18 protein-coding genes are annotated in these 24,175 nt (G+C 53.7%); 5 read left to right on the forward strand and 13 right to left on the reverse strand.

The features are described from left to right. Positions 1-20 precede the first annotated feature (20 nt). Both AAC086_RS14785 and AAC086_RS14790 read left to right on the forward strand, forming a co-directional pair. Positions 21-680: a TetR/AcrR family transcriptional regulator gene (locus AAC086_RS14785; RefSeq protein ID WP_339779840.1), complete on the forward strand. Its 660-nt coding sequence runs from the start codon at positions 21-23 to the stop codon at positions 678-680. A 343-nt stretch (positions 681-1,023) separates the two neighbouring features. Beyond that, a complete protein-coding gene (locus tag AAC086_RS14790; RefSeq protein WP_339779711.1) occupies positions 1,024-2,241 on the forward strand; it encodes an NADP-dependent isocitrate dehydrogenase in 1,218 nt (405 codons plus the stop codon). Between the two features lie 260 nt (positions 2,242-2,501). On the opposite strand, the gene AAC086_RS14795 is transcribed toward AAC086_RS14790, so the two are convergent. Next, positions 2,502-3,167, reverse strand: a complete 666-nt coding sequence (locus tag AAC086_RS14795; protein WP_339779712.1) for a hypothetical protein — start codon at positions 3,165-3,167, stop codon at positions 2,502-2,504. Between the two features lie 151 nt (positions 3,168-3,318). Between AAC086_RS14795 and AAC086_RS14800 the strand changes: the two genes are divergently transcribed. Both AAC086_RS14800 and AAC086_RS14805 read left to right on the forward strand, forming a co-directional pair. After that, positions 3,319-3,855: an RNA polymerase sigma factor gene (locus AAC086_RS14800; protein WP_339779713.1), complete on the forward strand. Its 537-nt coding sequence runs from the start codon at positions 3,319-3,321 to the stop codon at positions 3,853-3,855. Then, a complete protein-coding gene (locus tag AAC086_RS14805) occupies positions 3,852-4,826 on the forward strand; it encodes a hypothetical protein (protein WP_339779714.1) in 975 nt (324 codons plus the stop codon). Before AAC086_RS14800 ends, AAC086_RS14805 begins: the two co-directional genes overlap by 4 nt. A gap of 120 nt (positions 4,827-4,946) precedes the next feature. Here the strand turns inward: AAC086_RS14805 and AAC086_RS14810 are convergent, their stop codons facing one another. The 9 genes from AAC086_RS14810 to AAC086_RS14850 form a co-directional block, all read right to left on the reverse strand. After that, on the reverse strand, positions 4,947-5,813 hold the full coding sequence (locus tag AAC086_RS14810; RefSeq protein ID WP_339779715.1) for a pirin family protein: 867 nt from the start codon (positions 5,811-5,813) through the stop codon (positions 4,947-4,949). Between the two features lie 143 nt (positions 5,814-5,956). Beyond that, positions 5,957-7,174 carry a peptide antibiotic transporter SbmA gene (gene sbmA, locus AAC086_RS14815; RefSeq protein WP_339779716.1) on the reverse strand — a complete coding sequence of 406 codons (1,218 nt, stop codon included), beginning with the start codon at positions 7,172-7,174 and terminating at the stop codon, positions 5,957-5,959. 255 nt (positions 7,175-7,429) lie between these two features. Continuing rightward, complete coding sequence (locus AAC086_RS14820; protein WP_339779717.1) at positions 7,430-9,940, reverse strand: tectonin domain-containing protein; 2,511 nt, start codon at positions 9,938-9,940, stop codon at positions 7,430-7,432. A 139-nt stretch (positions 9,941-10,079) separates the two neighbouring features. Further along, the gene (locus AAC086_RS14825; RefSeq protein ID WP_339779718.1) at positions 10,080-12,017 is read right to left on the reverse strand and encodes a hypothetical protein; all 1,938 of its coding nucleotides are present in this window, start codon (positions 12,015-12,017) and stop codon (positions 10,080-10,082) included. Between the two features lie 216 nt (positions 12,018-12,233). Continuing rightward, positions 12,234-14,312, reverse strand: coding sequence for a tectonin domain-containing protein (locus AAC086_RS14830; protein ID WP_339779719.1), 2,079 nt, complete (start codon positions 14,310-14,312; stop codon positions 12,234-12,236). A gap of 894 nt (positions 14,313-15,206) precedes the next feature. Then, a complete protein-coding gene (locus AAC086_RS14835; protein WP_339779720.1) occupies positions 15,207-16,187 on the reverse strand; it encodes an AraC family transcriptional regulator in 981 nt (326 codons plus the stop codon). A gap of 621 nt (positions 16,188-16,808) precedes the next feature. After that, positions 16,809-17,411: an NAD(P)H:quinone oxidoreductase gene (gene wrbA / locus AAC086_RS14840; RefSeq protein ID WP_339779721.1), complete on the reverse strand. Its 603-nt coding sequence runs from the start codon at positions 17,409-17,411 to the stop codon at positions 16,809-16,811. Positions 17,412-17,599: 188 nt separating this feature from the next. Next, positions 17,600-18,637, reverse strand: coding sequence for a glycerophosphodiester phosphodiesterase (gene glpQ, locus AAC086_RS14845; protein WP_339779722.1), 1,038 nt, complete (start codon positions 18,635-18,637; stop codon positions 17,600-17,602). Positions 18,638-18,799: 162 nt separating this feature from the next. Continuing rightward, positions 18,800-20,473 (reverse strand): M20/M25/M40 family metallo-hydrolase, encoded by a 1,674-nt coding sequence (locus tag AAC086_RS14850; protein WP_339779723.1) that lies wholly within the window; start codon positions 20,471-20,473, stop codon positions 18,800-18,802. Between the two features lie 134 nt (positions 20,474-20,607). Between AAC086_RS14850 and AAC086_RS14855 the strand changes: the two genes are divergently transcribed. Further along, complete coding sequence (locus AAC086_RS14855) at positions 20,608-21,036, forward strand: Lrp/AsnC family transcriptional regulator (RefSeq protein ID WP_339779725.1); 429 nt, start codon at positions 20,608-20,610, stop codon at positions 21,034-21,036. Between the two features lie 23 nt (positions 21,037-21,059). On the opposite strand, the gene AAC086_RS14860 is transcribed toward AAC086_RS14855, so the two are convergent. From AAC086_RS14860 to AAC086_RS14870, 3 genes are all read right to left on the reverse strand, one after another. Next, positions 21,060-22,010, reverse strand: coding sequence for a helix-turn-helix domain-containing GNAT family N-acetyltransferase (locus AAC086_RS14860; protein ID WP_339779727.1), 951 nt, complete (start codon positions 22,008-22,010; stop codon positions 21,060-21,062). Positions 22,011-22,102: 92 nt separating this feature from the next. Further along, positions 22,103-23,287, reverse strand: a complete 1,185-nt coding sequence (locus AAC086_RS14865; RefSeq protein ID WP_339779729.1) for a VWA domain-containing protein — start codon at positions 23,285-23,287, stop codon at positions 22,103-22,105. Between the two features lie 3 nt (positions 23,288-23,290). Further along, entirely contained in the window at positions 23,291-24,136 is an 846-nt protein-coding gene (locus AAC086_RS14870) for a MoxR family ATPase (protein ID WP_339779731.1), read from the reverse strand. Positions 24,137-24,175: the final 39 nt, after the last annotated feature.

Consider the following 24,175-nt stretch of genomic DNA (forward strand, 5'->3'; position numbering starts at 1 on the left):
GGAATGGCAGCTTGTCTGAAATGAAAAAAATTGACCCACGCACTGAAAAACGTCGCGAAGCCATCATTGAAGCGGCCCGTGAACTTTTTTGCGAGCATGGGCTTGCCGGAACGACCCTGGAAATGATCACCGCAAAAGCAGGCGGATCACGGCGTACGATCTATGAATTGTTTGGCAACAAGGACGGTGTTTTTGAAGCCGTGATTCGCGACTGCACAGGGCGGATTACCAAAATCATGCGCGATTTGCCCGTGTCCCAAAAACCCCTGCGTGACACCTTGATCAAGTTTGGCAACAACCTGATGACGGCCTTAACCGGGTCCGACACGCTACGTTATATGCGGATGTTTTTAGCGGAAGTATCGCGTTTTCCCCATCTTGGTCAGATTTTCTACGAAAGCGGCCTGATGACCGGACGGCGCCTGATGTCGAGCTATTTTGAACAGCAAATGCACCTGGGTAACTTCCCCAAGGGCGACCCCGAACTTGCCGCCAGCTTTTTGATCAGCCTGATCAAGTCGGACTATGATATCCGCCAGGTCACCTTTATCAAGTGGGTCCCCAGAACCGCGAACCTGGAAGAACATGTCACGATTGCCGTGGATTTGTTTCTGGCCGGTTACGGTTTGGGGCAGCCAATTGGCACCGGCACGGACGTGCCCCCGTCATCACAGGCGTAATCCCCAATAAAAAACGGCGCCGGCCAACCCGGAACAACAACGCAGATCCCGTGCGACCCTTGCAAAAACAGTCCAAAAAACAGTGCAAACCGGCCTTTTGCCCGGCAACAACCGCATACTTGCCACCCCAGCAAATGGCAATGACGATTTGCGATACATTGCGATGAAAAGAACTTGCGAGGGAAGTGAAGCCAGCCTATTTGATTTTGCGTTCGCATCCTGTATGTTGCGTTCTCCCGACGCGGCCAGGGCGCTCCCTCGCGCGCCGGATGAAATTTGACCCGCCTTGTCAAATGGCAGCCGCGCTGATAACGGGCCGCGGCCAGAAAGGGAGTATATTTGCATGACCAAGATTAAAGTGGCCAATCCGGTCGTCGAGCTTGACGGCGATGAAATGACCCGGATCATCTGGGATTTCATCAAGAACAAACTGATCCTGCCGTATCTTGATATCGACCTGAAATATTACGATCTGAGCGTTCAGAAACGCGATGAAACCAACGACCAGATCACCATTGATGCGGCAAACGCCATCAAGGAATATCGCGTTGGCGTCAAATGTGCGACCATCACCCCTGATGAGCAGCGCGTTGAAGAATTCGGCCTGAAGAAAATGTGGAAGTCGCCGAACGGCACCATCCGCAACATCATTGGCGGTACCGTTTTCCGCCAGCCGATCATTTGTTCCAACGTGCCGCGTCTGGTTCCGGGTTGGACCCAGCCGATCGTTATTGGCCGTCATGCATTTGGCGACCAGTACCGTGCGACCGACTTCAAAGTTCCGGGCGCAGGTAAACTGACGATTAAATTCCAGCCGGCAGACGGCGGGGAGCCCATCGAACACGAAGTGTTTGACTTCCCGTCTTCGGGCGTTGCCATGTCGATGTATAACCTTGATGACAGCATCAAGGGCTTTGCCCGTGCCAGCTTGAACTATGGTCTTAACCTTGGCTGGCCGGTTTACCTGTCGACCAAAAACACCATCATGAAAGCATATGATGGCCGTTTCAAAGACCTGTTCGAAGAAGTCTATCAGACTGAATTTGCCGACAAATTCAAAGCTGCCGGCATCACCTATGAACACCGCCTGATCGATGACATGGTCGCATGTGCCATGAAATGGAATGGTGGTTTCGTTTGGGCTTGTAAGAACTATGACGGCGACGTTCAGTCTGACACCGTGGCACAGGGCTTTGGCTCACTCGGTCTGATGACTTCTGTTCTGATGACCCCGGATGGGCAGACCGTCGAAGCAGAAGCCGCCCACGGTACCGTGACCCGTCACTATCGCCAGCACCAGCAGGGCAAAGAAACCTCGACCAACCCGATTGCGTCGATCTTTGCATGGTCGCAGGGCCTGAAATACCGTGGTGAATTTGACAGCACCCCGGAAGTCGTCAAATTTGCTGAAACCCTGGAAAAAGTTTGCGTCGACACCGTCGAAGCCGGCTTCATGACCAAGGATCTGGCATTGCTGATCGGCCCGAACCAGAAATGGCTGACCACCACGCAGTTCCTCGACAAACTGGATGAAGGTCTGAAAAAAGCGATGGGCATGTAATTGCCTGGCAGTCTTGCCAAGCTGACAAACCCCGCCAGACTAAATTCTGGCGGGGTTTTGTTTGACAGAATTAACGGGCCGCTGCGACGATGCCGCACGGCGAACAGCGGTCTGCCAGGTTCAAGGCTGCGCATATAAATATCCAATAATAGCGCGACCAAAAAAAACCCCGCCAGAGCAAAATCTGGCGGGGTGTTAGTTTGCACGTGTCCCAACGAGCGGCAGGGCTCAGAAACGACAGAATCAAACGTTTCGAGCCGTCAGGTGCCGCTGGTCCCGGTCGTGCTTCCCGTGACACCTTTTGCGCCTTGCGGCGCGACAATGGCGGGGCATTTCCCGTCATTGCATAATTTCTTCAAGGGCGTGTTCGCCACCAGGTTTTTGTCTTGCCCGGTTTTTTGCGGCGATATTTGCCACCCGTCCCTGATAAACTTGCGTTCCTGTTCCAATCCAATGTCCGACCCGGCCGGTGCGCCAAAAACGTGCCATATGACATGGGACAACTCCCCCGCCATGCCTGGAATATCCCGAATACCGGGCGGCAAACCGCTGCTCGCGACTGCGCCCTGATCGTTGTATCCGGCCCCGGCATGCCCTTTTGCCACCGTGTCACTGTTCGGCAATGAACCCGTATCTGGCGCACCAACCGTGTCGTCCCCATTGGGAGACGGGCCAGTTGCGGTTTCAAAACTGTTACCTGCACCTGGCCGATCTGCAACGCCCGCACATTTTCCGGCCCCCGCCGAAATGTGATGCGTGCAAATTCCTGTATCACCTGCCGGGCCAACCGTCGGCGTGACAAAAGGCAAAAAACCATCACGCGCCGTATGGGCCGACAAGGGCGTTACCGCCGAAATAATCATTACAATGCCGCCAAGGCTGCCTTGCAATAACCGTTTAAGCAGTGCCATCTGTCCCTGGGCCATCCGCTTTCTCCCGATGCGAAACCCTGATTTTGTCTGCTTTCTGATGAACAACGCTCACGTTGCCCTATTTCTTCCAAAAACTTTTTAAAAAATGTGCGGAATAAAAATTTGACCTGGTACGTTGTCCCATTAACCGACTTATCTGGATGCCATGCAGACACATAGGTTCGACCCGGCCCTGCGCGACGAAATGTCCCGCCTGTTGCCACGCATACTTCGTTTTGCCCGGTCCCTGACCCGCGATAGCGCGGCTGCCGAAGACCTGGTTCAAAACGCCTATATGAAGGCCGTTGAAAGCCTTGCCCAATTTACACCCGGCACCCGGTTAGATAGCTGGATGTTTAAAATTGTGCAAAACACCTGGATTGACGAAAAACGGCGCGCACAAAGGGCGGGAAACGTTATCTCGCTTCAGGATGCGCGCGATGCCGGAATGCCGGTTCAGGGCCACGGGGGCAGTGATCGCGTATTTTTGCGCGCCGCCCTGGCGGCCCTGCCGACCGACCAGCGATCAGCACTGACACTGGTTTTGATCGAAGGTTACAGCTACCGCGAAGCTGCAGAGATTTTGAAAGTGCCCGATGGCACCGTGATGAGCCGCGTCGCCCGCGCCCGCCGTGCGCTGGTTGAGTTACACGACGCCGATCACGCTGTGCCACCGTGCGATATAAAACGGGGGACTCCATGACTGCAACCCTTACGCCAAATGATGATTTGCTGATATCAGCCTGGCTGGACGACGAACTGGACCCGGCCCCGCGCCAGGAACTGGAACACCGCCTTGATACCGACGCCGCCCTGCGCGCGCGCCTGGAAATCATGGCGCTACAGGCCGATATTCTGGAAAACCCCGGTGACGATCATGTTCCGGCCCAGTTGCAAAACCGGATCGATGCCATACTTGATGAAGGCTTCGAAATAAAAGCCACGCAAGATGACACCATGACAGGAATGGATGATGGCGCAGCCGACTTCGCCCCATCCCAGCCCGCACACGACAATGATCACGAAGACAACCTTAACGGTCGAGCGCCCCGTCATCGCAACGTGACCCTGCACAAAGGAAATCAGACAGCCGCCTTCGTAGCAGGGTCGCTTGCCCGCCGGGATAATCCGCAAATTGCCCATTTTAACCGCAATCGCATCGCCGATACGCCGATGACGACAAACCAGCCCCATGAAACAGCCCCGATGCAAGGGCGCGCGAAAACAACGCGCTGGTGGGCCAGTGCCGGTATTGCCGCGGCCCTTGCCGTGGCCTTTGTTGCTGGCGGATGGTATGGACGAACAACATCGCCGATGGCCCCGCTGGTTGCCGCCAATGGCAGCGACACCAAGGTCGATAATGCCGGGCTGGACATGCTGATCAACGAGACACTGGAAACCACGCAAAGCGGTCAGGTCAAACGTGCAGCCCTTGCCACCAATTCGGAAAAAATCGGTCAAACCACGATCGAACCGCTGCGCACCTTTCAGCTTCAAGGACGATTTTGCCGGGAATATCGCGCCAATATTGATTTAGGCCAGGAAAAACCGATTACCTTTTTTGGCCGTGCCTGCCGCGACCCCAAAGAAGGCTGGCAAACAGTTTACCGCCTGTTTCCCGGGTCAGGGGTTGATTTAGGACCAGAACCACTGGCCACACATCAGAACCTGTAATCGATCTGCGGGGTTCAAGACGGGTATAGATAAAAATAGCGGGCGCAGGATTTTAACCCTGTGCCCGCTATTTAAAGGAAACGTGCTTTATTGAAATGGCATTTTCAACCCGATACCAGCTTAACTTGTGGCTTTGGCCCGCACAAACCGGCCTTTTTGAAAATCTTCAAAGGCCTGCATCAGCTCCTGGCGGGTATTCATCACAAACGGGCCATGACGGGCGACAGGTTCATTTAACGGCAATGCGGCTATCAGCAACATCCGCCCGCCTTTGGTGCCACCTTTCAGCAAAACCGAATTGCCATCTTTCAAAACGGCCAAATGGTGCGTGGCAACATCCCGACCGGCAACTTCGGCATCGCCAATAAAGACATATACAAACGCGGCATGTCCGTCGGGCACCGGCAGGGTCACTTCTGCCCCGGCTGCCAGTTTAACATCCATAAAGACCGGCTTGGTCGCAATGCCCGAAACCGGGCCGGTTTTGCCAAAGGCCTTGCCTGCCACCAAACGAATATCCACCCCGCGATCCGGGCTGATTTCAACAACCTTGTCGGCTTCCAGGTTCTGATAGCGCGGACGGCGCATTTTGTCTTTGGCAGGCAGGTTGATCCACAACTGAAAGCCCTGTAAAAGGCCGCCTTCCTGCTCGGGGGTTTCGGAATGGATAATCCCGCTGCCCGCCGTCATCCATTGCACCCCGCCAGAGCGCAAAACGCCTTCCGATCCAATACTGTCATTATGGCGCATTGCCCCCTCAACCATATAGGTTACGGTTTCAAAGCCACGATGCGGGTGTTCGGGGAAACCGGCAATATAGTCATCGGCCTTGTCACTGGAAATGGAATCCAGCATCAGGAACGGATCAAGCATATCAAGGGCGGGCGAGCCCACCGACCGTTTCAAGCGCACACCGGCCCCGTCTGATGTATCCATCGCCCGAATCACTCGGGATATTTTACGCAAATTCACGCCATCATCTTTCATCGGGATAACTCCCATTCCTGAACCGAGGGGGACTGCCCTGTCTGGCAGCCATCACATGATGTCAATGTGGCACAAACCTGTTCGCAAACAACCGCCATTCAGGCACCTTATTGTTTCCCAAAAAATGCTAATATTGCAAAACCCTAATGACTGGTCAGGTATATCGATGCCTCGAAGGCCCGCAGGCGCTTATAAATGGATAACAATTCAATGATGGTGGTCCAGGCACTGACCAGATATTGAAACGATCCTGAAACCTGGCTAAACGCCGTTAAAACCTGTTGCAAAACGCCAAAGGTAAAACCAATGGTGGAGCCTGCGGCAATGGTGGGAATTAAGATCGCCAGGGCAAAAACGTTGTCGGCCTGAAGATACAAGCCGCGAAACACGTTGAAATAGGTGTAATGCCAATAAAGCCGGAAATAATTGTGGCGAACAAAGTGAAACAATTCGCTGACCGTCGCGGGTTCTGCGCGATTGGGGTTATCTTCGCCATAGACCAGTTCCTTGCGATAGGCGGCCTCGACGCGCTGATTATGAAATTCCAGCCCGGGCAATTTGACCCCGACCAGCGCTAACAGCAACGTGCCCAGCACAGACCAGACAATTGCTGCCGTGACCAGCGGGGCGGGAATGTCGCCGACCAGCGGCAGGCGGGTCACATATTTTGACAACCCCCACAGCAAGGGCAAAAATGCCACCAGGGTTAACACCGCGCCAACCAGCGAAATACCCAAACCTTCCACGACACTGGCAAAGCGCATTGTGTCTTCTTGCACACGCTGGGCGGCCCCTTCGGTGGTGCGCAATTTCTGCCAGTGGGTCATGTAAAAACTGTTCATGGCGGTGCGCCAGCGAAAAATCCAGTGACTGACCAAAAACCGGGTCACCACAAACAAAAACATCGCGCACAGGGCAATTTCGGCGAATTGCAAAATCAAAACATACAGGTCGACTGCTGTAACTAGAGCTTTGCCCGACAAAGCGTTTTGCACATCATCAAAAAACGGTCGACGCCAATTATTGATCGCAACAGAAACTTCAACATCGAAAAAAGTGGTAAAAATAATAACCGCCGACCCGAAAACAGACCATAACTGCCAAGGATTTGACGAAAACAAACGCCAGAAAAGTCCAAAAATGGCAACTGAAACAGTATAATAAACACTGAACCACAAAAACGTTGGCGTCACAAAATAACCAATACCAACGACATTTGCATCCGCCACCGACGGAACCCCCAGCCCGACATATTGCCCCCACTGATCACCACCGCCATACCATATCGCAGCAGCAATAGCGGTCCATAATATCGCACTGGAAAAAAACAGTCCGGGCTTGGGAAAAAATGACTGAAACACTGGAAGCTCCGTTTTTCAAAGACCCTTTGAAAAAATCAAATGCTCCCGAACCAAGGCAATTCCGCGACACAATCAAGGTAATTGCGCCTAAAATGGGCCGAATTTGAAATTATTTTAAAACGGCAATCGCACAGCGCCACGCATGGCGCGTTAACGCAAAATGCCGTGCCGGTCACACAACCAACACGGCATTTCCTGTTTTATAATCGACCGTTATCAGGCTGACAGTAAAGACCTGATGCAAGCGTTTAAAGATTACCGGAACGGCAATTTTGCCCGCTTCACATCTGTATTTAAACTGGTATTGGCAATCCAGGGACGGCCATCGGACATCACATCGACCCGGTCGGCATTTGTATTTTTGACCGTGTCGAACGCCTTGTTCGTGGCATTCCATTTCTTCAAAACGTACTGGCTGCCACTCCATGAAGTGATATAAACACTGCCATCCGTCCCTGCACCAAGGTCTTCGACGCTTATGCTTTGACCTCGCGGGCGATTTTCAAATTTCGTTCCGGTAAATTGTTGGACGATGTTGCCAGAGTCCGTAATCCACAAATCGCCCGCCCGGCCAACCGCCACTTTATGGACGTCATCATTGCCGAACCTGGTAAACGTGCGGGTTCCCGGCTTAAGATGATAAAGTTTTTCCGCAATTACGACGTAAACGGTGCCGTCCACGCCAATCGACAAACCGCCGATACCGCCCGATGTGACCGCATAGGTGCGTCGCAGGCTGCCTGTCGATGACAATTGATAAACCGATCCGTTTTGGGCCGTCCAAATGCTGCCATCGCTTGCAACGTCGATATTTTGCAGGTTTTGACTAAATGAAAGCGAGACTTCCTCAAATTTCTTGGTCGTGTTGTTGAATTTCAAAAACTGGTTCGCGCCCTGATTTAGCGGCGCGCCATAGACATAGACATCATCATTTTGCCCAACGACCAATTCTTCAATTGTATTAAGGTCGGTGACATAGGTTTCAAAGCGAATATTTTTTGAAAACGTAAAGGCATTGTTCGATGCGACATCGACCACCGCTGCAGTACTTCCGCTGCCGGTGGTATTCCCGATTGTTGCTGCGGCGACGGCACGATCCGTCAGCTCATCGCGTTCAAAGAATGTCGATGCCAGTGCGAGCATCTCGGCGGTAACCACCCAAGGAAAACCCTTTGGTCCGACCGCCACATTTTGCGGCGTATGGCCGGGGGTGCGAACCACGTTAAAACTTTTGCCATCCGCGTCCAGACGCATCAGCTGGTCCCTGTCTGACACCACATAAACGCTGCCATCCGGGCCAATCGCAATGCTTTTGGCTTTTTGCGCAAAGATTTCGCAGGGTGATGATGCGCACCGCTGTACCAGATTATCAGCACGAATGGTCCAAGGGGTGCCATCCGGGGCCACCGCCACCAGAAGACCCTGTCCGGAAATACGCTCAAACCGGGTCATTGCCTCATTCAGCCTGGATAAGGTGCCAGAAGCATCCGCAATCACCACCGACCCATCCGCGCCAACGGCAATGTCAGAACCCGTTGCACCGGGGATTTGTTTCCATTGATGTCCGGTATGACGAAACACCCGTCCCAACGTGGAAATGCCCCATGGGTTGCCCTGCGCATCAACCGCAAGACGCACCAATGTGCCGGGGAAGCTTTCGAATTGTTTGCGACTGTTTGACCAGCGCAGGATATTGCCCGCGACATCCAGACCAAACACACTGCCGTCGCGACCGATTGCCAGCGTTGCAGCGCTCCTTTGGGTATTTACAAAGGTAATGTCTTCGTTGGTTGTTAGTGTTGCCGGATCAAGGCTGGCACTGTTCCCCGTTGTCGGGGCAACCATATTGACGGCAGTTTGCCCGGTTCCGCCTGTTCCGCTTGTTTGAGGGAGCATCGGGGACGCGCTTGGTGTCGCTGCCGTCTCAACTGGCGCTGCTGTAGCCGGTGGTACTTGCGCTGGCGGCGCAACAACCGTTGACGGTGTTAAAGGTGCCGCAGAAACCCCCGACGCAACAGCCACAGGCGCTGTATCGACAGGTGCGACCGCCTGCGGTGCCTTGATATCAGGTGCGCGCCCTTCTTCGGTTTTGATTTTCTCTGGCGTAACCAACAAGGTGGTTGCCATAATAACGCCATCGGTAATGACGGCCCATGGCCCGCCATCGGGTGCTGCTGCTGCCGCTGTCACACCTTCAACCCCGGCGACCGCCTGCCAACTGCGCTGTAAACCGTTCCACGTCCTTATCCGGCCCTCGGTATCGGCAATCACCACCGTATTGTCCCCGCCAACGGCAATGTCGACGGCACGTCCGGGCATCGCCCCCCAAGCCTTGCCATCAAACGCAGCAATACGTCCATCGCGGGTCACGACCCAGGGATTGCCCGACATGTCCAGTGTCATGCGAAACGCCAGACCTTCAATGGGGTGCCATTCACTGCGCAACGGATTCCATTTTTTGATTTGGCCGCTCACTTTGGCGATATAGACATTACCCAGCGCATCGGCGGCGACATCGACAACATCTGTATCTTTGTTTTCCCACCACAAACCATTATAGCGAAAAACCACGCCTTCGGGATTGACCGCCCACGGGCGGTTTCCCTCAGCTGCGGAAATCCGGACAAAATCCCCGGACATTTTGCGCCAGCGTTGTTCCAGCGCATCCCACCGCCACGGCGTGCCATTCAGGGCAACGACATAAGCCTGCCCCTGGCTGTTGATCGATATATCAACCGCAGTGCCGGGCAAGCGGGTCCATGTCACAGACGTTGAACTGTCTTGCGCCCAAGTGCTATTAACAAGCAGGCCTGTCGCAAATACGATACAGACCACAACCCGACAAAACCGCACCCTTGCCCGCGCCATTCGACGACCTCGCATCATAGTTTCTGTAACAAAAACGTTATTGGTCAAGCAATCGGTCGCGCACCATCGCAATATGTTGCTGGCCGTTGGCATCGTTTTGCCAAGACTGAATTTTCACATCCCCGCTTCTGAATTCCTCAAAAAATTCACGTCCTTGCAGTTTTTCGATGACTTCGTTAAAGGTCGCGCGCGGTGTGAACCAATCCTTGTGGCGATGCTCCAGACGCTCAATGTCACGTTCCAGATCGGACATTTCCTCGATCACGCCATCCCGATCAGCCTGCGCCCGACGGGCATAAAGCGGACGACGTGGCGTCATCAAAATCAGGACAGACCGTTCGAAGTGGCGTTCGACCCGCTGCGAGAACAACAGATTAAGGATCGGAATATCCATCAAACCCGGCACGCCATCGGCCGATTTGGATGTCTCGCGCTCGCTCAATCCCCCCAGTACCAGTGTTTCGCCGAACTTCATGGTCACGGTCGAGTTCACATTGGTTTTGGTGGTGTCGAGGCGGAATTCAAACACAACCGAATTGGACGGATCGGTCAGGAAGGTGCGTTCTGCGACCACATGCAAGCGGATCATATCATCGGGCAAAATTTCCGGTGTTACCGCAAGTTTGACGCCAACCTCCTTTTGCACCGAAACGCTGTCGCCATTGCCGCCCGAAACCGCCGCAGCAAGAATTTCAGTTCCCGAGAAAAATTCCGACGTTTGCCCGGCCTGTGCCACCAGACTTGGTTTGGCCAGAACCTGATTGTTGGCATCGGCGGAATTGGCAATATTGAGCGAATATGTCACGGCGGGAATACTGATTGCGCGGGTGATCGTTTGCGTACTTTGCTCCAACCCGGTATTCAAATAATCCTTGGTGCGTGTTGATTCATAGCCAAACCCGGTTGTCCCGGTCAGGGGGTCGCCAAACTGCAATTGCAACCCGTTCAACAAATTGATCCCACGCGAATTGCGAACATCTTCCTGCGTGCCGATCAAGACAACATCAACCACCACCATGCTGGAATCCGCAAAGCCTTGTTGCATCGGATTACCTTGCGGGGCAGGCGCCCCATATGCACCTTGCTGCTGCGGCGGCTGGGTGCCATAAGGCGCAGGTGCCGCACCATAGGGATCGCTGGAACCATATGGATTATTTCCGGAACCATATGGATCATTGCCATATTGCGCCATCATAACCGTGGCATCGCTGTCATAAAACGACTGCCACCCCTGAACCCGGCTTTCCAGATAGGCGATGTTTTCCGGTCCCAGAACCGCCTTGCGATAGGCCGATACAAACGACGATGCCCCCGCGCGATCATCCATTGCCGCCAGCGACAATGCCGCAGCTTTCAGGATCTCGGGTTGTTCCTTGGTCTCTGGTGCCACAGCCATCAAGTGCTTTAATGCGGCTTCTGCCGTTTTGGGATCACGCGCATAATAGGATGCCGACGCCAGACTATAAAGCACCGCCGGGTCATCCCCGCGATGAAGGGCGACGGCTGCGAAATAGCCCTGTGCCAGGCCATAACGCCGTTGGTCCATATACAAAAGACCCAATTGGTAATTGGCCGACAAGTTGCCCGGGTCGAATTTAAGCGCCTGCTTATAGCCTTGCTCGGCCAGATCAAACTTGCTGGTGTCGCCCTGTACCCCCATCAGGTGGTAGGTCAAGCCATTGAGAAACTGTAAATCCGGGTTGGTGATATCAAGTTTCAAAGCCAGATTGATCAAGCGTGATGCTTCATCCATGTTCTGGGCTTCCAACGCGTCAATACTTTTGCGCACCAGGACCTGAACGGCATCATCCTGGGTGATGGAATGTGTGAAAGCCGGTTGTTGCGCCCCCTCGTGCCCCACTGACTGCACGCCGCTGGCGTTCAGCGAACCGTCAGACATCGAACCGGCGGTCTGACAACCGGCAACCAGCAATGTCGATAAAACCAATGCCCCTCTAAAAGACGTTTTAAGCATAGGTTCGCGCTTAAATTGTTTACGTATCTGGATCAACCGCCACTTCCCCACAAAAAATCAACTACCTTATTGCTTGAAAACAGAGCGCCCCCAGCACCGACAGTCATTTGCAATTCGGTCTTTGGCAATCCGGGGTGCAAGACTGTCCGGATTGCCCACGCCATCAAAAATTGAAAGCAGAACGAAAAGGGCTGAAATTGCCTCAGCCCTTTTCCCTTAGTTCATCTGGTAAATTTCATTCTTTTTGGTCAGCCGCCATACCTGCCCGCCGCCCGCACCGATGGTGTTAGAATCCGTGTCTGGTGAAATCGGATCCCAATCGCGTTTCGTGGCATTAAACAGATAGGTTTTGCCATCCGTGCCAATGATTAAGGCCGCACCCGGGATATCAACCGCAATATCAACGGCAGAACCAGGAAGCTTCTCCCACTTCTTGTTGTTGTCATGGACATAGATGTTGCCTTGGTCGTTCACGACCCATGGACGGCCATTCTGATCAATGTCGATCCGCTTTGCCGTTCCGGGAACGTTTTGCCACCGGTTTCCATCCCGGACATGGATGCTGCCATCAACACCGATGATCCAGACACCCTTGGCACTGGCGCCGATGTCTTGTGCCGCCGGGCCAGGAATACGTCGCCATTTGGACCCTGATTGGGCGAATATCAGGCCCGTTTCGTTGACGACCCACGCCTCTTTATCGGAAACGGCAACCCGGCTTGCTGCACCGGCCATCTTTGTCCATTTCTTTGCGGTCTTGGCGCGTTTATAGATTTCATACCCGCCGCCGGCTTGGGCCACACCGATGACATAGGTGGTGCCGTCGGTGCCGATCGCAACATCGGTGGCGTCTCCGCGTATGAGATCCCATTTCGTTGCACTACCAGCAGCGCTCGCTTTGCTGGTTGTGCTGGTCGATCCAACCTGGGTTAACGTGATCGTGTCCGTCTTAGTTTGGCCGCCATCAATAACGGTATCAATTTCGAAGTTGTCGACAACAACATTGCCGTCTTCAAACGTTACGCTGTAATCGTCGGCACTCGGTGCCTTATCAGACGGCATCAATTGCGCCCAGGTACGTGTGTTCGGCTTGATGGGCTCTTGGGTCATCAGGGCCCAGTTGCTCGCAACTTCGGTTCGTCCTTCATCTGTCTTTAACAGACGGGCGAGATTGACTGGACGCTGCGCCACGGCGAGGGCGTCTTTGACGATCGCTTCCTGCTTGTTCTGGTCTAGGGCGATGTCAGTTGCGATTGTTGCAAGAATCGACGTGACCGTCAGAATAATCATTGGTGGTCCGAGGGCAGCAGCTCCGGCGGCACTGGCTGTTCCTCCTCGTGCCGTAGCCAATCCTGCACTAAGCGCTTTGCGGTATGGAAGGATTGCCTGGGCCAGACTTAGCGTTAGCTTGCTGACTCCGGGGGCGGCAGCTGAGAGTGCCGATGCGCCAATAAATGTCATGGTAATCAAGCCAGGGGGCGCTATCAGCAACACATCATCAACCATATTTTTCATATCTGGCGGAGCGACGCCAGTATCATATGCCGCTACCATATTGTTCCCGCGCGTTTGCCGCCACGCCTGCCGGCCGCGCTGCCAGCTTTCCCAGACATTATTCATCTCTTCTGCAACCAGAAGACGGGACTTCTGAACGTAAGCCGCCAGATAGTTCAATAAATCGCGTTCAGCCTTGGTCTTTGCCCCATTTTTGATGATGTCATAAGTATGATCATAGACGGCTGCCATCAGGATCGGCGAACTCTCTGGTTCGGTTAAGATCAGTTGCCAGGCAGCAGTTCCATACTCAGCGCCTTCGGCTTTGCTGAGCTTGCTTTCCGAAATGAATTTGGCAATGGCGGCATCAATCCTCACACGTTCCTGAATCACCTGAGCGGCGATCTCATGGCCGCCGGGCAAACCAAATAAACCATTCGGTGTACGCTTGACCGAATTCCAGCGCATATTTGTGTATTCACAGGCCTGGTTCGTCTTGACACCGAAAACGGACCGGACCGACGCTTCGGGGCAGGACCAACATGTTCCGCCATCGACAAAATCGAAATGCTCGCCCGCCTTACAGGTCAGGGCCGCCGTTTGTTCTGCGGGCACCAAACTTTCATTACGGAAACACGCATTGTTCGCGGTTACCGCATTGGCCGTGCGACGGAACCCGTCAGGGCAGGTATAGCAACTGCCATTCAGGTCCGGAAACGAACCTTCGGGGCAAACCCGGTCAATGAATTCCGCGCGGCGGGCCGATTGGCCGAACGCGCCGCAGGCATCCCATTCATTCACCGCCGAAAAAGTCCGGCCAAAACCAGTTGGGCACGACCAGCATTCACCACCATTGCGCGGATCTTTGAACGACCCGGCCGGACAGGATTTGTGTGCAGCAACGCGTGTTGCCGATTTGTATTGGGCGCTAACGGTCTTGGAACAGGCCTTGGGCGTATCAACCGCAAAACCGGTTCTATTGTACCCGCTGGGGCACGAAAAACAGGCCCAGGTCCCGATATCAAAGAACGATCCCCGTGGGCATTCACCAACGGCCTTGCCTGTTTTGGTTGCCGAGGCAAAACCGCATGCCCCCAAAAGGGTGTTGGTGCGCAAATCCATTGCGCCACAAATGGCATATCCCGGTTCTGTAAACGGTGCTTGCGTCTGCTGTGCTGCTGCATCCGATGCGCCAGCCAATACGCCGACGGTCAGCAAAATCAGCACAAGCAAAGCCCGCCGAATTGCGCCCGCAGACTTAAAACAGGTTCTCATAGGGTGTTCCTCATCCAATCAACACGTGGTGCGCCCTGCCTGCGGTAAAGCAGCCAAGACTAACGGCGCAAAGACCATGAGATTTGCCCATGGACTGCGTGGGGGATGAGAAACGCTATGAGAATTCGGATTGCTTACCTAACAGCACACCATACCGCGACACACCAGGTCTGGTTACAGAACAAGGCCAACGCCGGGATGACCGTCAGATGGAAAAGCCCACGTGATGTCCGGACTTTTCCGTAAGCAAAATCGCGCCCCAATATCCGTCAAATCTGCAAAAGAAGATAAGATGGCTCAGTCCCCGTGCAGAGAATTGAACAGGTGCAGCGATAAGGAAACACGTATTGACAAGCTGTCATACGTTTATGACGCATTTGAGATATTGCGGTCGTTTTTCGGATATTGAGGACCCATACTCTATGCGTTTTTACGCACAGTCTCGGAGGGAAGTTCGCCGAACTCCCGACAATAATCCCGAGCAAAACGGCTCATATGTGTAAAGCCCCATTGTTTCGCGACATCAGAGATCGCATGTCCGTCCAACTCGCCGCGCAAGATTGCGCGGATGCGTTTCAATCGAACAATGCGCAAATAGGCCATCGGCGTTGTCCCATACGCATCCATGAATCCTCTTTGCATGCCGCGATAGCCACATCCGGCCACTGCTGCGATATCGGCAAGCCCTATTTTCTTGTCCGCATGAGCATGGATGTAATCACGCGCACGTTTAATGTAATAGGGAACAACCTTTGTGACGTCATGGCCATTCATGAGGTCCTGATAGCTGTTGGGCAACAGGCTTAGGCACTGGGTTAACAGGATGTCTTCCATTTGTGCTGTGACGATTGGATTGTGCAATTCGCGCAATGGACCATCAAGCACTTCGGCCACATAGTAAACGGTATTGCGAAAAACATTCCAGCCAGGTGCACTGGAATCAATCACAGGATCGAAGCTCAGTCCCATCAAATCGACATCTTCGCCGACCAGAGAACGTGCATGGTTTTTCAATTTATCTTTGGATAAACGAAGAACAAATGCGCCGAAATTATCTTCAGTAGCGCTGACCGGGGCCGCCAAATTACGCATGAAGCCCTCACCCGACGAAAATTCGACTTCTTTTCCGCAATGCTGGGCAACACCCAGGCCACTGGTAACCATATATAAAAGAAGCCCGTCGGGATCTTCTTCCGAAGATTTCACACTAAGTCTGGACTCCCCGAACGTCACATGCATAAGGCTGAGGTCACCGCACTGCACAGCGGCAACGCAGGCCTTAAATTGCGCATCACAGCCCTTGACATCCAGGTCATGTCGAGAGGCCAAATTCATGATGGACTCTCGAACCTGATCTAAATCGGTCGAAGATAAAATCTTGTGGTTTTGTAGATAGGTCATTGCCGCCCCCAATGTCTATCCCCCCGAATAATGCGCTGTTCCCGACGTCAAAATGCAATGAAGACGTCTTTATAATATCTACAAAGAGAGCGATAATCTATTCAAGATTGACGTTGGGGCAAGGCAAAGGGCAAAGGTGCGAACGACAGTGTCGTGACAGCACGTCAATCGGATGCCCTTTAAAGTACTTTTCCTTTAATATGACCCATTTTGTTTGTTTTTGGCGTGTCGTTTGGCAAGGCACAGCGCGCTGCGCGATGCGGCGCATCGGGCGAGCGGTGTAACGCCGCCAAACACCGCCAAAATCAAACCCTGTGGGCCAGCGCAGTCTGCCGCCTGGCCGCGTCGAAATCCTTGTCCGTAAACCCATTACGCCCGGCGGACTTCTCCTTGCCAGGCGGCAGACTGAGCTGGCAAAATGGGTCATATTAAAGGAAATATGCTTTAATCAAGCAAGGTTCTGAAATTACCGGCCCCTGATGCAGGTAACGAACTTCAGGGTGGCACAATAGATTTGTTCTATGATTGATCTAAAACGCCGCCATGCCTTGCGCGTTAACGCAAAATGCCGTGCCGGTCATACAACCAACACGGCATTTCCTGTTTTAAAATCGACCGTTATCAGGCTGACAGTTTTGCCGCCAGCTCGGCAACATGCTTGCCCTGGAAACGGGCAATTTCAAGCTCGTTTTCCGAAGGCTGGCGCGATCCGTCGGCCCCGGCCAGGGTTGTGGCACCATAGGGTGACCCACCGGTAATTTCGTCCATTTTGGTCAGGCCGGTACAGCTATAAGGCACACCGACAATGACCATGCCGTGATGCAAAAGCGTGGTGTGGGTCGAGGTGATGGTGGTTTCCTGGCCGCCATGCTGGGTGCCGGTAGAGGCAAAAACAGACCCGATCTTGCCAATCAGCTTACCCTGCGCCCACAGGCCGCCGGTCTGATCAAGGAAGGTGCGCATCTGACCGCACATATTGCCAAAACGGGTCGGCACACCAAAAATAATGGCATCATAATCGGCCAGTTCGGCAACCGTTGCGACTGGCGCATCCTGATCAAGTTTTGCACCCGCCCCTTTTGCAACGTCTTCGGGCATGGTTTCGGGCACACGTTTCACATCAACCGTGGTGCCCGCAACACCGGTCGCACCTTCGGCAACCGCCTTTGCCATTGTTTCGATATGTCCATACATCGAATAATACAGCACCAATACTTTTGCCATTCCGAGACTCCTGTTTAAAGGGTTGGACCATTTTTAATCCGGTCAGATGACATCATGGGCTGTTTGACCGGCAACGAAAAGGGCAAGAATGGAAACAGTGAATTTCGCCCGGAAATGGCAAAAGGACCGGAACATTGTGCCCCGGTCCTTTTTTTAATCGGGTCTTTGGCAATCCGTGCGGAACGGTCTTATTCCGGGGTTGCTGCCAGATAGTCGACCACCTGATCGGGGAAGTCGGTGAAGGCACCGTCGATCCCGGCATCGTCAAATACCGCCGTCATGACAATGCGAAAATCACCGGCCCATTGTGGCAACTGGTCGGCCCGCAAAGTATAAACATGAACCGGCAGATGGCGGCGCTGGGCGGCGACAAGGGTCGGTGTCATGATGGCATGGCCATTTTCGCTTAAACCTTCGATCACCTGGCTAAGCGACGGGCCGATGGCGTCCACGACCTTGGCCATTTCGCCCACACCCTCGTCGGATTTCAAAAAATCGAAATCGACATTGGGGGCGACTTTCCAGCTGTTTTCCCCCAAAAGCTGCACCATGCGGCCCTGATATTTAAGCGCGTTGCGAATGCGTTTGGTTTCGTTCCAGTCAAAACACTGAATATACCCGTTGGACTCGCGCGTGCCGTATCCCCATTTTTCCATCACCTTGATGACGGCCTTGGAAATATCCTGCCCTTGCGCACGGTGCCAGGCCGGGTCCTTGATTTCGGCATAAATCCCGATATCGCGGTCGGTGGATTTATTTAAACCCTGAATCAGTTTGATTTCTTCTTCAAAGGTCGGAATTTTGAAAATGCCGTATTCCAGCGGGAAACGCGCCGGATAAACCTGCTTGCCGGTTTTGGCATCAACCCGTTCATGCACATTCAGGGTTTTCAACTCAGCCAGGGTAAAATCAATGGCATAATATCGGCCATCCTTGCGGTGCCGTTTGGGGTATTTTTTGGCAACATCGGTGGTGGTATCAAGGTGAATGTCATGCATCACCACCGGCACGCCGTCTTTGGACATCACCACATCCTGTTCGATGAAGTCCGGGTCCATGCCATATGCCAGCGCCACCGCAGGCAAGGTATGTTCAGGCAAATAACCGGACGCCCCACGATGCGCAATCACAACATGATCGTCGGTTATGGTTTGTGCCCCTGCCCCCGACACAGGCACCAAGGCCGCACAAAATAGTCCTGCTGCCAACGCCACTGCCTTCAACATCTGCAACTCCTTAATCTCGAACAAATTTTGCGCGATAGTGACGCGCCCAAGCGGCAGGATCAAGGCAGTTCGGTTGCACAATCGACGGTTTATCGTACCTGCCGAACAGATTTCATCGAAATTTCACTGGTTAAGATCGGTTTTCAGCCAGTCTCGCCGATCTTACCCCAGCAATTTTCGCGCAATTTCGGCCAGAAAATCGGGCAAAACCTTGTAACAATAGGGCGCATACAGCCGTTCCAGGCGCTGGTGATATTCCCGTCCCCACGGGCCAATATTGACCACCGGATATTCCAGCGCATCGACAACCGGATGATCGACCAGTTCGCCCACGGGAGTGTTTTCGGCAATAACTTTCGATTCGTCACTTTCTGGACACTTTCCGAAAAACGACATATCGGAAATGCCGCCAAAATATCCCCGATCAATGATTTTGGTGTCATGGCGGGCTTCAATCACCTGCCGGGCGGCATGAATGGCATCAATAAATGCGTGGTCCAGCGGCCGGGTGGTATCCAGATGCACGGCGGGGTAATGCAGGCTGGCATTGCCCGTGATAATCGCCGGGGCCGACAGACGGGCCTCGGCCAGGGTGGCTTGCACCAGCACGCGGGAGCGCAAAAGCGGATTATTGCTATAGCGATATTCTTCTTCCACTGCGGCAATACGGGCAAGGGCCGCTTCCCCGCCCATATCGCGGGCCATGTCTAGCAACCTGGCATAGGAAACCACCGCCAACGGGCGATATTCCATTGGGGCGGGTTCGCCATTGGCCTGCGCATGGATTTTTGCCCGTTCAAACAGCCGGGTCAACGCCCGGTTGGCCGCAACCTCAACAATCGCGGCAAACTCGGCCAAGACATCGGTTGATGTTTTTCCCTGTATCAGCCAGTTAAACGCCATCCACACATGTTCGGGCGTGGTGACTTCATAATTTTCGCGCAAATCGCGGCATTCAAGGCATACCGGCGGCGGGGCCATAACGTTACGTGCGGTGTCAGAAAAATCCGTGTTGCCCTCAATCATCTGCATGATTTCGGCACTAATGACATGAGCACTAATGCCATCAAACGGGTATCCCACATGGGTGGGTTGGCCCACAATCATGGCAAAGGGCATCATTTTACCGATGGAGCCATGAAAAATTGCCCGGCCCGTATCGCCATTTTCGTAATCGCTGCTGGCATCCAGGTTAATGCCACCCACAATATCAATATCCCAACGGCGCACCAAATCGGGCAGCGCATTGCGCAGGCTGCGCATCCCGCAGCTATTGCGTTCTTCATCCGGGGTTAAAAACAACACCACATTGCCGGTGCGATCGGCGAGCTGCGAAAAATGCTCCAGAAAAGCAATCCCGGCAGCATCGCCGCTTTTCATGTCCAACAACCCGCGACCGGGAATAAAATCGCCGCTTTGCAAATCTTTCAGCGCCAGTTTTTCTTTGGCTGTCAGGTTGCTCCGTTCGGATAAATCTTTGATCAGGGCCGTACAAAGCACGTCCGGCGCAAAGGCCAGATGTTGCAAATCGTGGTAATTTTCAATCGACACCACATCAAAATGGCCCGCCAACGCCAGCGTTTTACGCCCCTGACCGCGCACCAGCGCCACCACATTTTTCGCCATCGCCGTGCCATTGGCAACAAGATGGCTGTCAATCACCGCAATGTCGTCGGGGTTTTCCTGAAAATACGGAATTTCGCGCAACAGCCCCACCAGCTTGTCGGCAAAATCGGCCTCGTCCTTGCTGCCGGTCACACTGGGCCAGCGGGTCAGGCGGTCGGCAATTTCGCGGGTGCGGACTTCTGGGCCCCAAGGGGAAAAGACGGTCGTCATGACAAGGCACTACCCTGATTTGTTTATGGTGGTTAACCCAGATTACCCCGACACCGGATCAATAAAAATGCCAGTTCGATGCAATTATGTGGCATAAATTGCTTAAATCAGCAGACAAATTGCCGAAAACGGCAATGGAGGATAAATTGGATGATCTTGACCGCCGCCTGATCGCCGAATTGCGCATCAATGCCCGCGCATCCGTGCCCAAACTGGCAGCCCTTTTGGGCGTCGCACCTGGCACAGTAAAGGCCCGCATGACGCGGCTGGAAGAAACCGGCGTGATTGCCGGTTACACCGTGCGATTGCGCGAAGATGCCAGCGACGGCACCATTCGCGGGGTGATGATGATGGAACTTTCAACCCGCAATGTGAAGGCGCTGGTGGCGACATTGCGCAAAACCCTGGGCTTTCGCGCCCTTCACACCACCAATGGTGAATGGGACCTGATCGCCGAGGTGGAAGTTGGCAGCCTGCCCGAATTCAACCGCATCGTCACCCATATCCGCAGCATGGACGGTATTGCCAAAACCGAAACCTATCTGTTTTTGGGGCCTGCCTGAAGATAGCGAGAACCGGCCAGAGGTTAAACTTTCTCAGCCTGAGAATGCCGCACAAAAATCTGCTCTGTCACTTCCGTGCCCCATTGCTGGCCTGACTGTTCATTTTCAAGAATAAAGCCATTGGCCTCGTAGAGTTTACGTGCGGCATCAAGCCCCTTGAATGTCCAAAGCCGGGTTTTACCAAACCCGATAGCATCGCAAAATGATAGTGCCTCTATAAGTAACAAACGTCCCACGCCACCGCCACGCTGCCCGTCATCGACAATAAACCAGCGCAAATGGGCACTATTATCGCCAAGGTCCTCGCCATCGATAGCGATGGAGCCGACGATGCGCCCACCATCGTCCATCACCGACCATATCTGATTAACCGGGCGATCCAGCCGCCCGGCAAACTCTGCCATGCCCGATGCCACCTTGCTTTCAAAAAAGGCCCCGAAACCGGTTGTGCGTGCATAGTAATTTGCGTGCATTTCCACCACACGCCCGATGATGCCCGGCTGATAGCCCCACATCATTTTCGGAGCCGTTTTTGCCAAAACCGATGCTTCGGTGCGGCTTGCCGCCAAGGCATCAGCATAAGCGCCAAGGCCCTGATGCAGCGAAATACGAATATGGGGCGGAAGAAATTGCAAGGCTGCGCGCACCTGGGCACAGGCAAAGGCATCGATCCGGGATAAAGTCTCGCGCCCTTTTGGCGTCAGGCAAAGCGGCTTGGCCCGCCCGTCATGCGCGCACGCCCCTTCGGCCAGTTCCCCGGCCCGCACCAGTTTTTGCAAAAGGCGGCTTACACTTGATTTTTCAAGCCCCAGCACTTCGCACAGCTCCGACGCCGTCATATTCCCCCGCCGCCCGACCTCAACCAGCGCATGAACGGCAGAGGGTGGCATATCTGTCCGGGCGAGGGTTGGCTTCATAAAACCCAGCTCGCGCACCAAACGGCGCGAAGCCTCCCGAATGGGATCAACCGTCATGTCATCCATAACCGAACCAGCTATAAAGTTGCACGATACAACCTTATAGCTTACACTAGACCCATTGGAAATACCGTTGCCCTTAAATGGTGTTAACGGTTCAACTCCCCGGTCATCCGGTCCAACCCTTCCAGGGTTAACGGATACATCCGCCCTGCCATCATCTTATGCAGAAGCTGGATCGAGGGGGTATAATGCCACCATTTTTCCGGCTGCGGGTTGATCCAGGCGGCATGGTTGAAATGATCCAGCAGGCGTTGCATCCATACCTGCCCGGCTTCCATATTCCAATGTTCAACCGAGCCGCCGGGATAGGTGATTTCATAGGGGCTCATGGTGGCGTCACCGACAAAAACCAGCTTGTAATCGCTGGAATAGGTATTGATCACATCAAGGGTTGATATTTGTTCGCTACGACGGCGCGCATTGTCCCTCCACAACCCTTCATAGGGGCAGTTGTGGAAATAGTAATATTCCAGGTGTTTGAACTCGGTTTTCACCGCAGAAAACAGTTCCTCACATATCCGAATGTAATCATCCATCGAGCCGCCAATATCAAACAGCATCAACACCTTAACTGCATTGTGCCGTTCGGGCCGCATTTGCACATCGAGCCAGCCCTGCCGGGCGGTTGATCGAATGGTGCCCGCCAAATCCAGCTCGTCCGCCGCACCAGTGCGCGCCCATTTACGCAATTTTCGCAACGCCACCTTGATGTTGCGGGTGCCGATTTCAACACTGTCATCCAGATTTCTAAATTCGCGCTTGTCCCACACCTTGACCGCGCGGCGATGACGCGATTTATCCTGGCCAATCCGCACCCCTTCGGGGTTATAGCCATAGGCGCCAAAGGGCGATGTGCCCGCCGTACCAATCCATTTATTACCGCCCTGATGGCGTTTTTGCTGCTCTTCCAAACGCTGTTTTAACGTCTCCATCAGCTTGTCCCAGCCGCCCAGCGACTGGATTTGCGCCTTTTCTTCCTCGCTGAGATATTTCTCGGCCAGCTTGCTCAGCCATTCTTCGGGGATTTCCGCCGAAATCTCCGCGCCTGCATCGGCCAGACTGGCAAGCCCCTTAAAATGCGCACCAAACACCTGATCGAATTTATCAAGGTTGCGCTCGTCCTTCACCAGGGTAGCGCGTGCCAGATAATAAAAATCCTCGACCGAATATCCGGCAACACCCTTTTCAACGGCTTCAAGCAGCGTTAAATATTCGCGCAGGGAAACCGGCACGCGCGCATCTTTTAGCTTATAGAAAAAGCCGATAAACATGGTCTAGCGCCCTTCGCGTCGCGCCATAAAGGCAAGGCGTTCAAACAGGTGTACATCCTGTTCGTTTTTCAAAAGCGCACCATGCAAAGGCGGCACGGATGATTTGACGTCTTTGGCGCGCAGGGCTTCGGGCGAAAGGTCTTCGGCCATCAGAAGTTTTAACCAGTCGAGCAATTCCGATGTGGAGGGTTTTTTCTTAAGCCCGGCAACATCGCGCATGTCATAAAACAGGTTCAACGCCTCGGCCACCAGACGTTTTTGAATGTCGGGGAAATGCACATCGATGATTTGCATCATGGTATCGGCATCGGGAAAGCGGATGTAATGAAAGAAACAGCGGCGTAAAAATGCGTCGGGCAGTTCTTTTTCATTGTTCGAGGTGATGATGACTATCGGCCGGTTTACCGCCGTGACCATCTTTTGGGTTTCATAAACATAAAACTCCATCCGGTCGAGTTCCTGAAGCAAATCGTTGGGGAACTCGATATCGGCCTTGTCAATCTCGTCAATCAGCAATACCGGGGCGTCATCGGCCTCGAACGCATCCCACAGCTTGCCTTTGACAATGTAATTCGCAATGTCATGCACCCGTGCATCGCCCAACTGGCTGTCGCGCAGGCGCGACACCACATCATATTCATAAAGGCCCTGCTGGGCGCGTGTGGTGGATTTGATCGACCATGTGATCAGTTTTTTACCCAGCGATCTGGCAATTTCTTCGGCCAGCACGGTTTTGCCCGTACCCGGTTCACCCTTGACCAAAAGGGGGCGTTGCAACGTGATGGCAGCATTCACCGCAACCATCAGGTCCTCGGTCGCAACATAATTTTCCGTACCCTGAAATTTCATTTTTGCCCTGCAACACAAGTTGACGTTTACGTTAACTTA

Origin of the sequence: uncultured Thalassospira sp., from assembly GCF_963976115.1 — a bacterium.
Lineage (GTDB): Bacteria > Pseudomonadota > Alphaproteobacteria > Rhodospirillales > Thalassospiraceae > Thalassospira.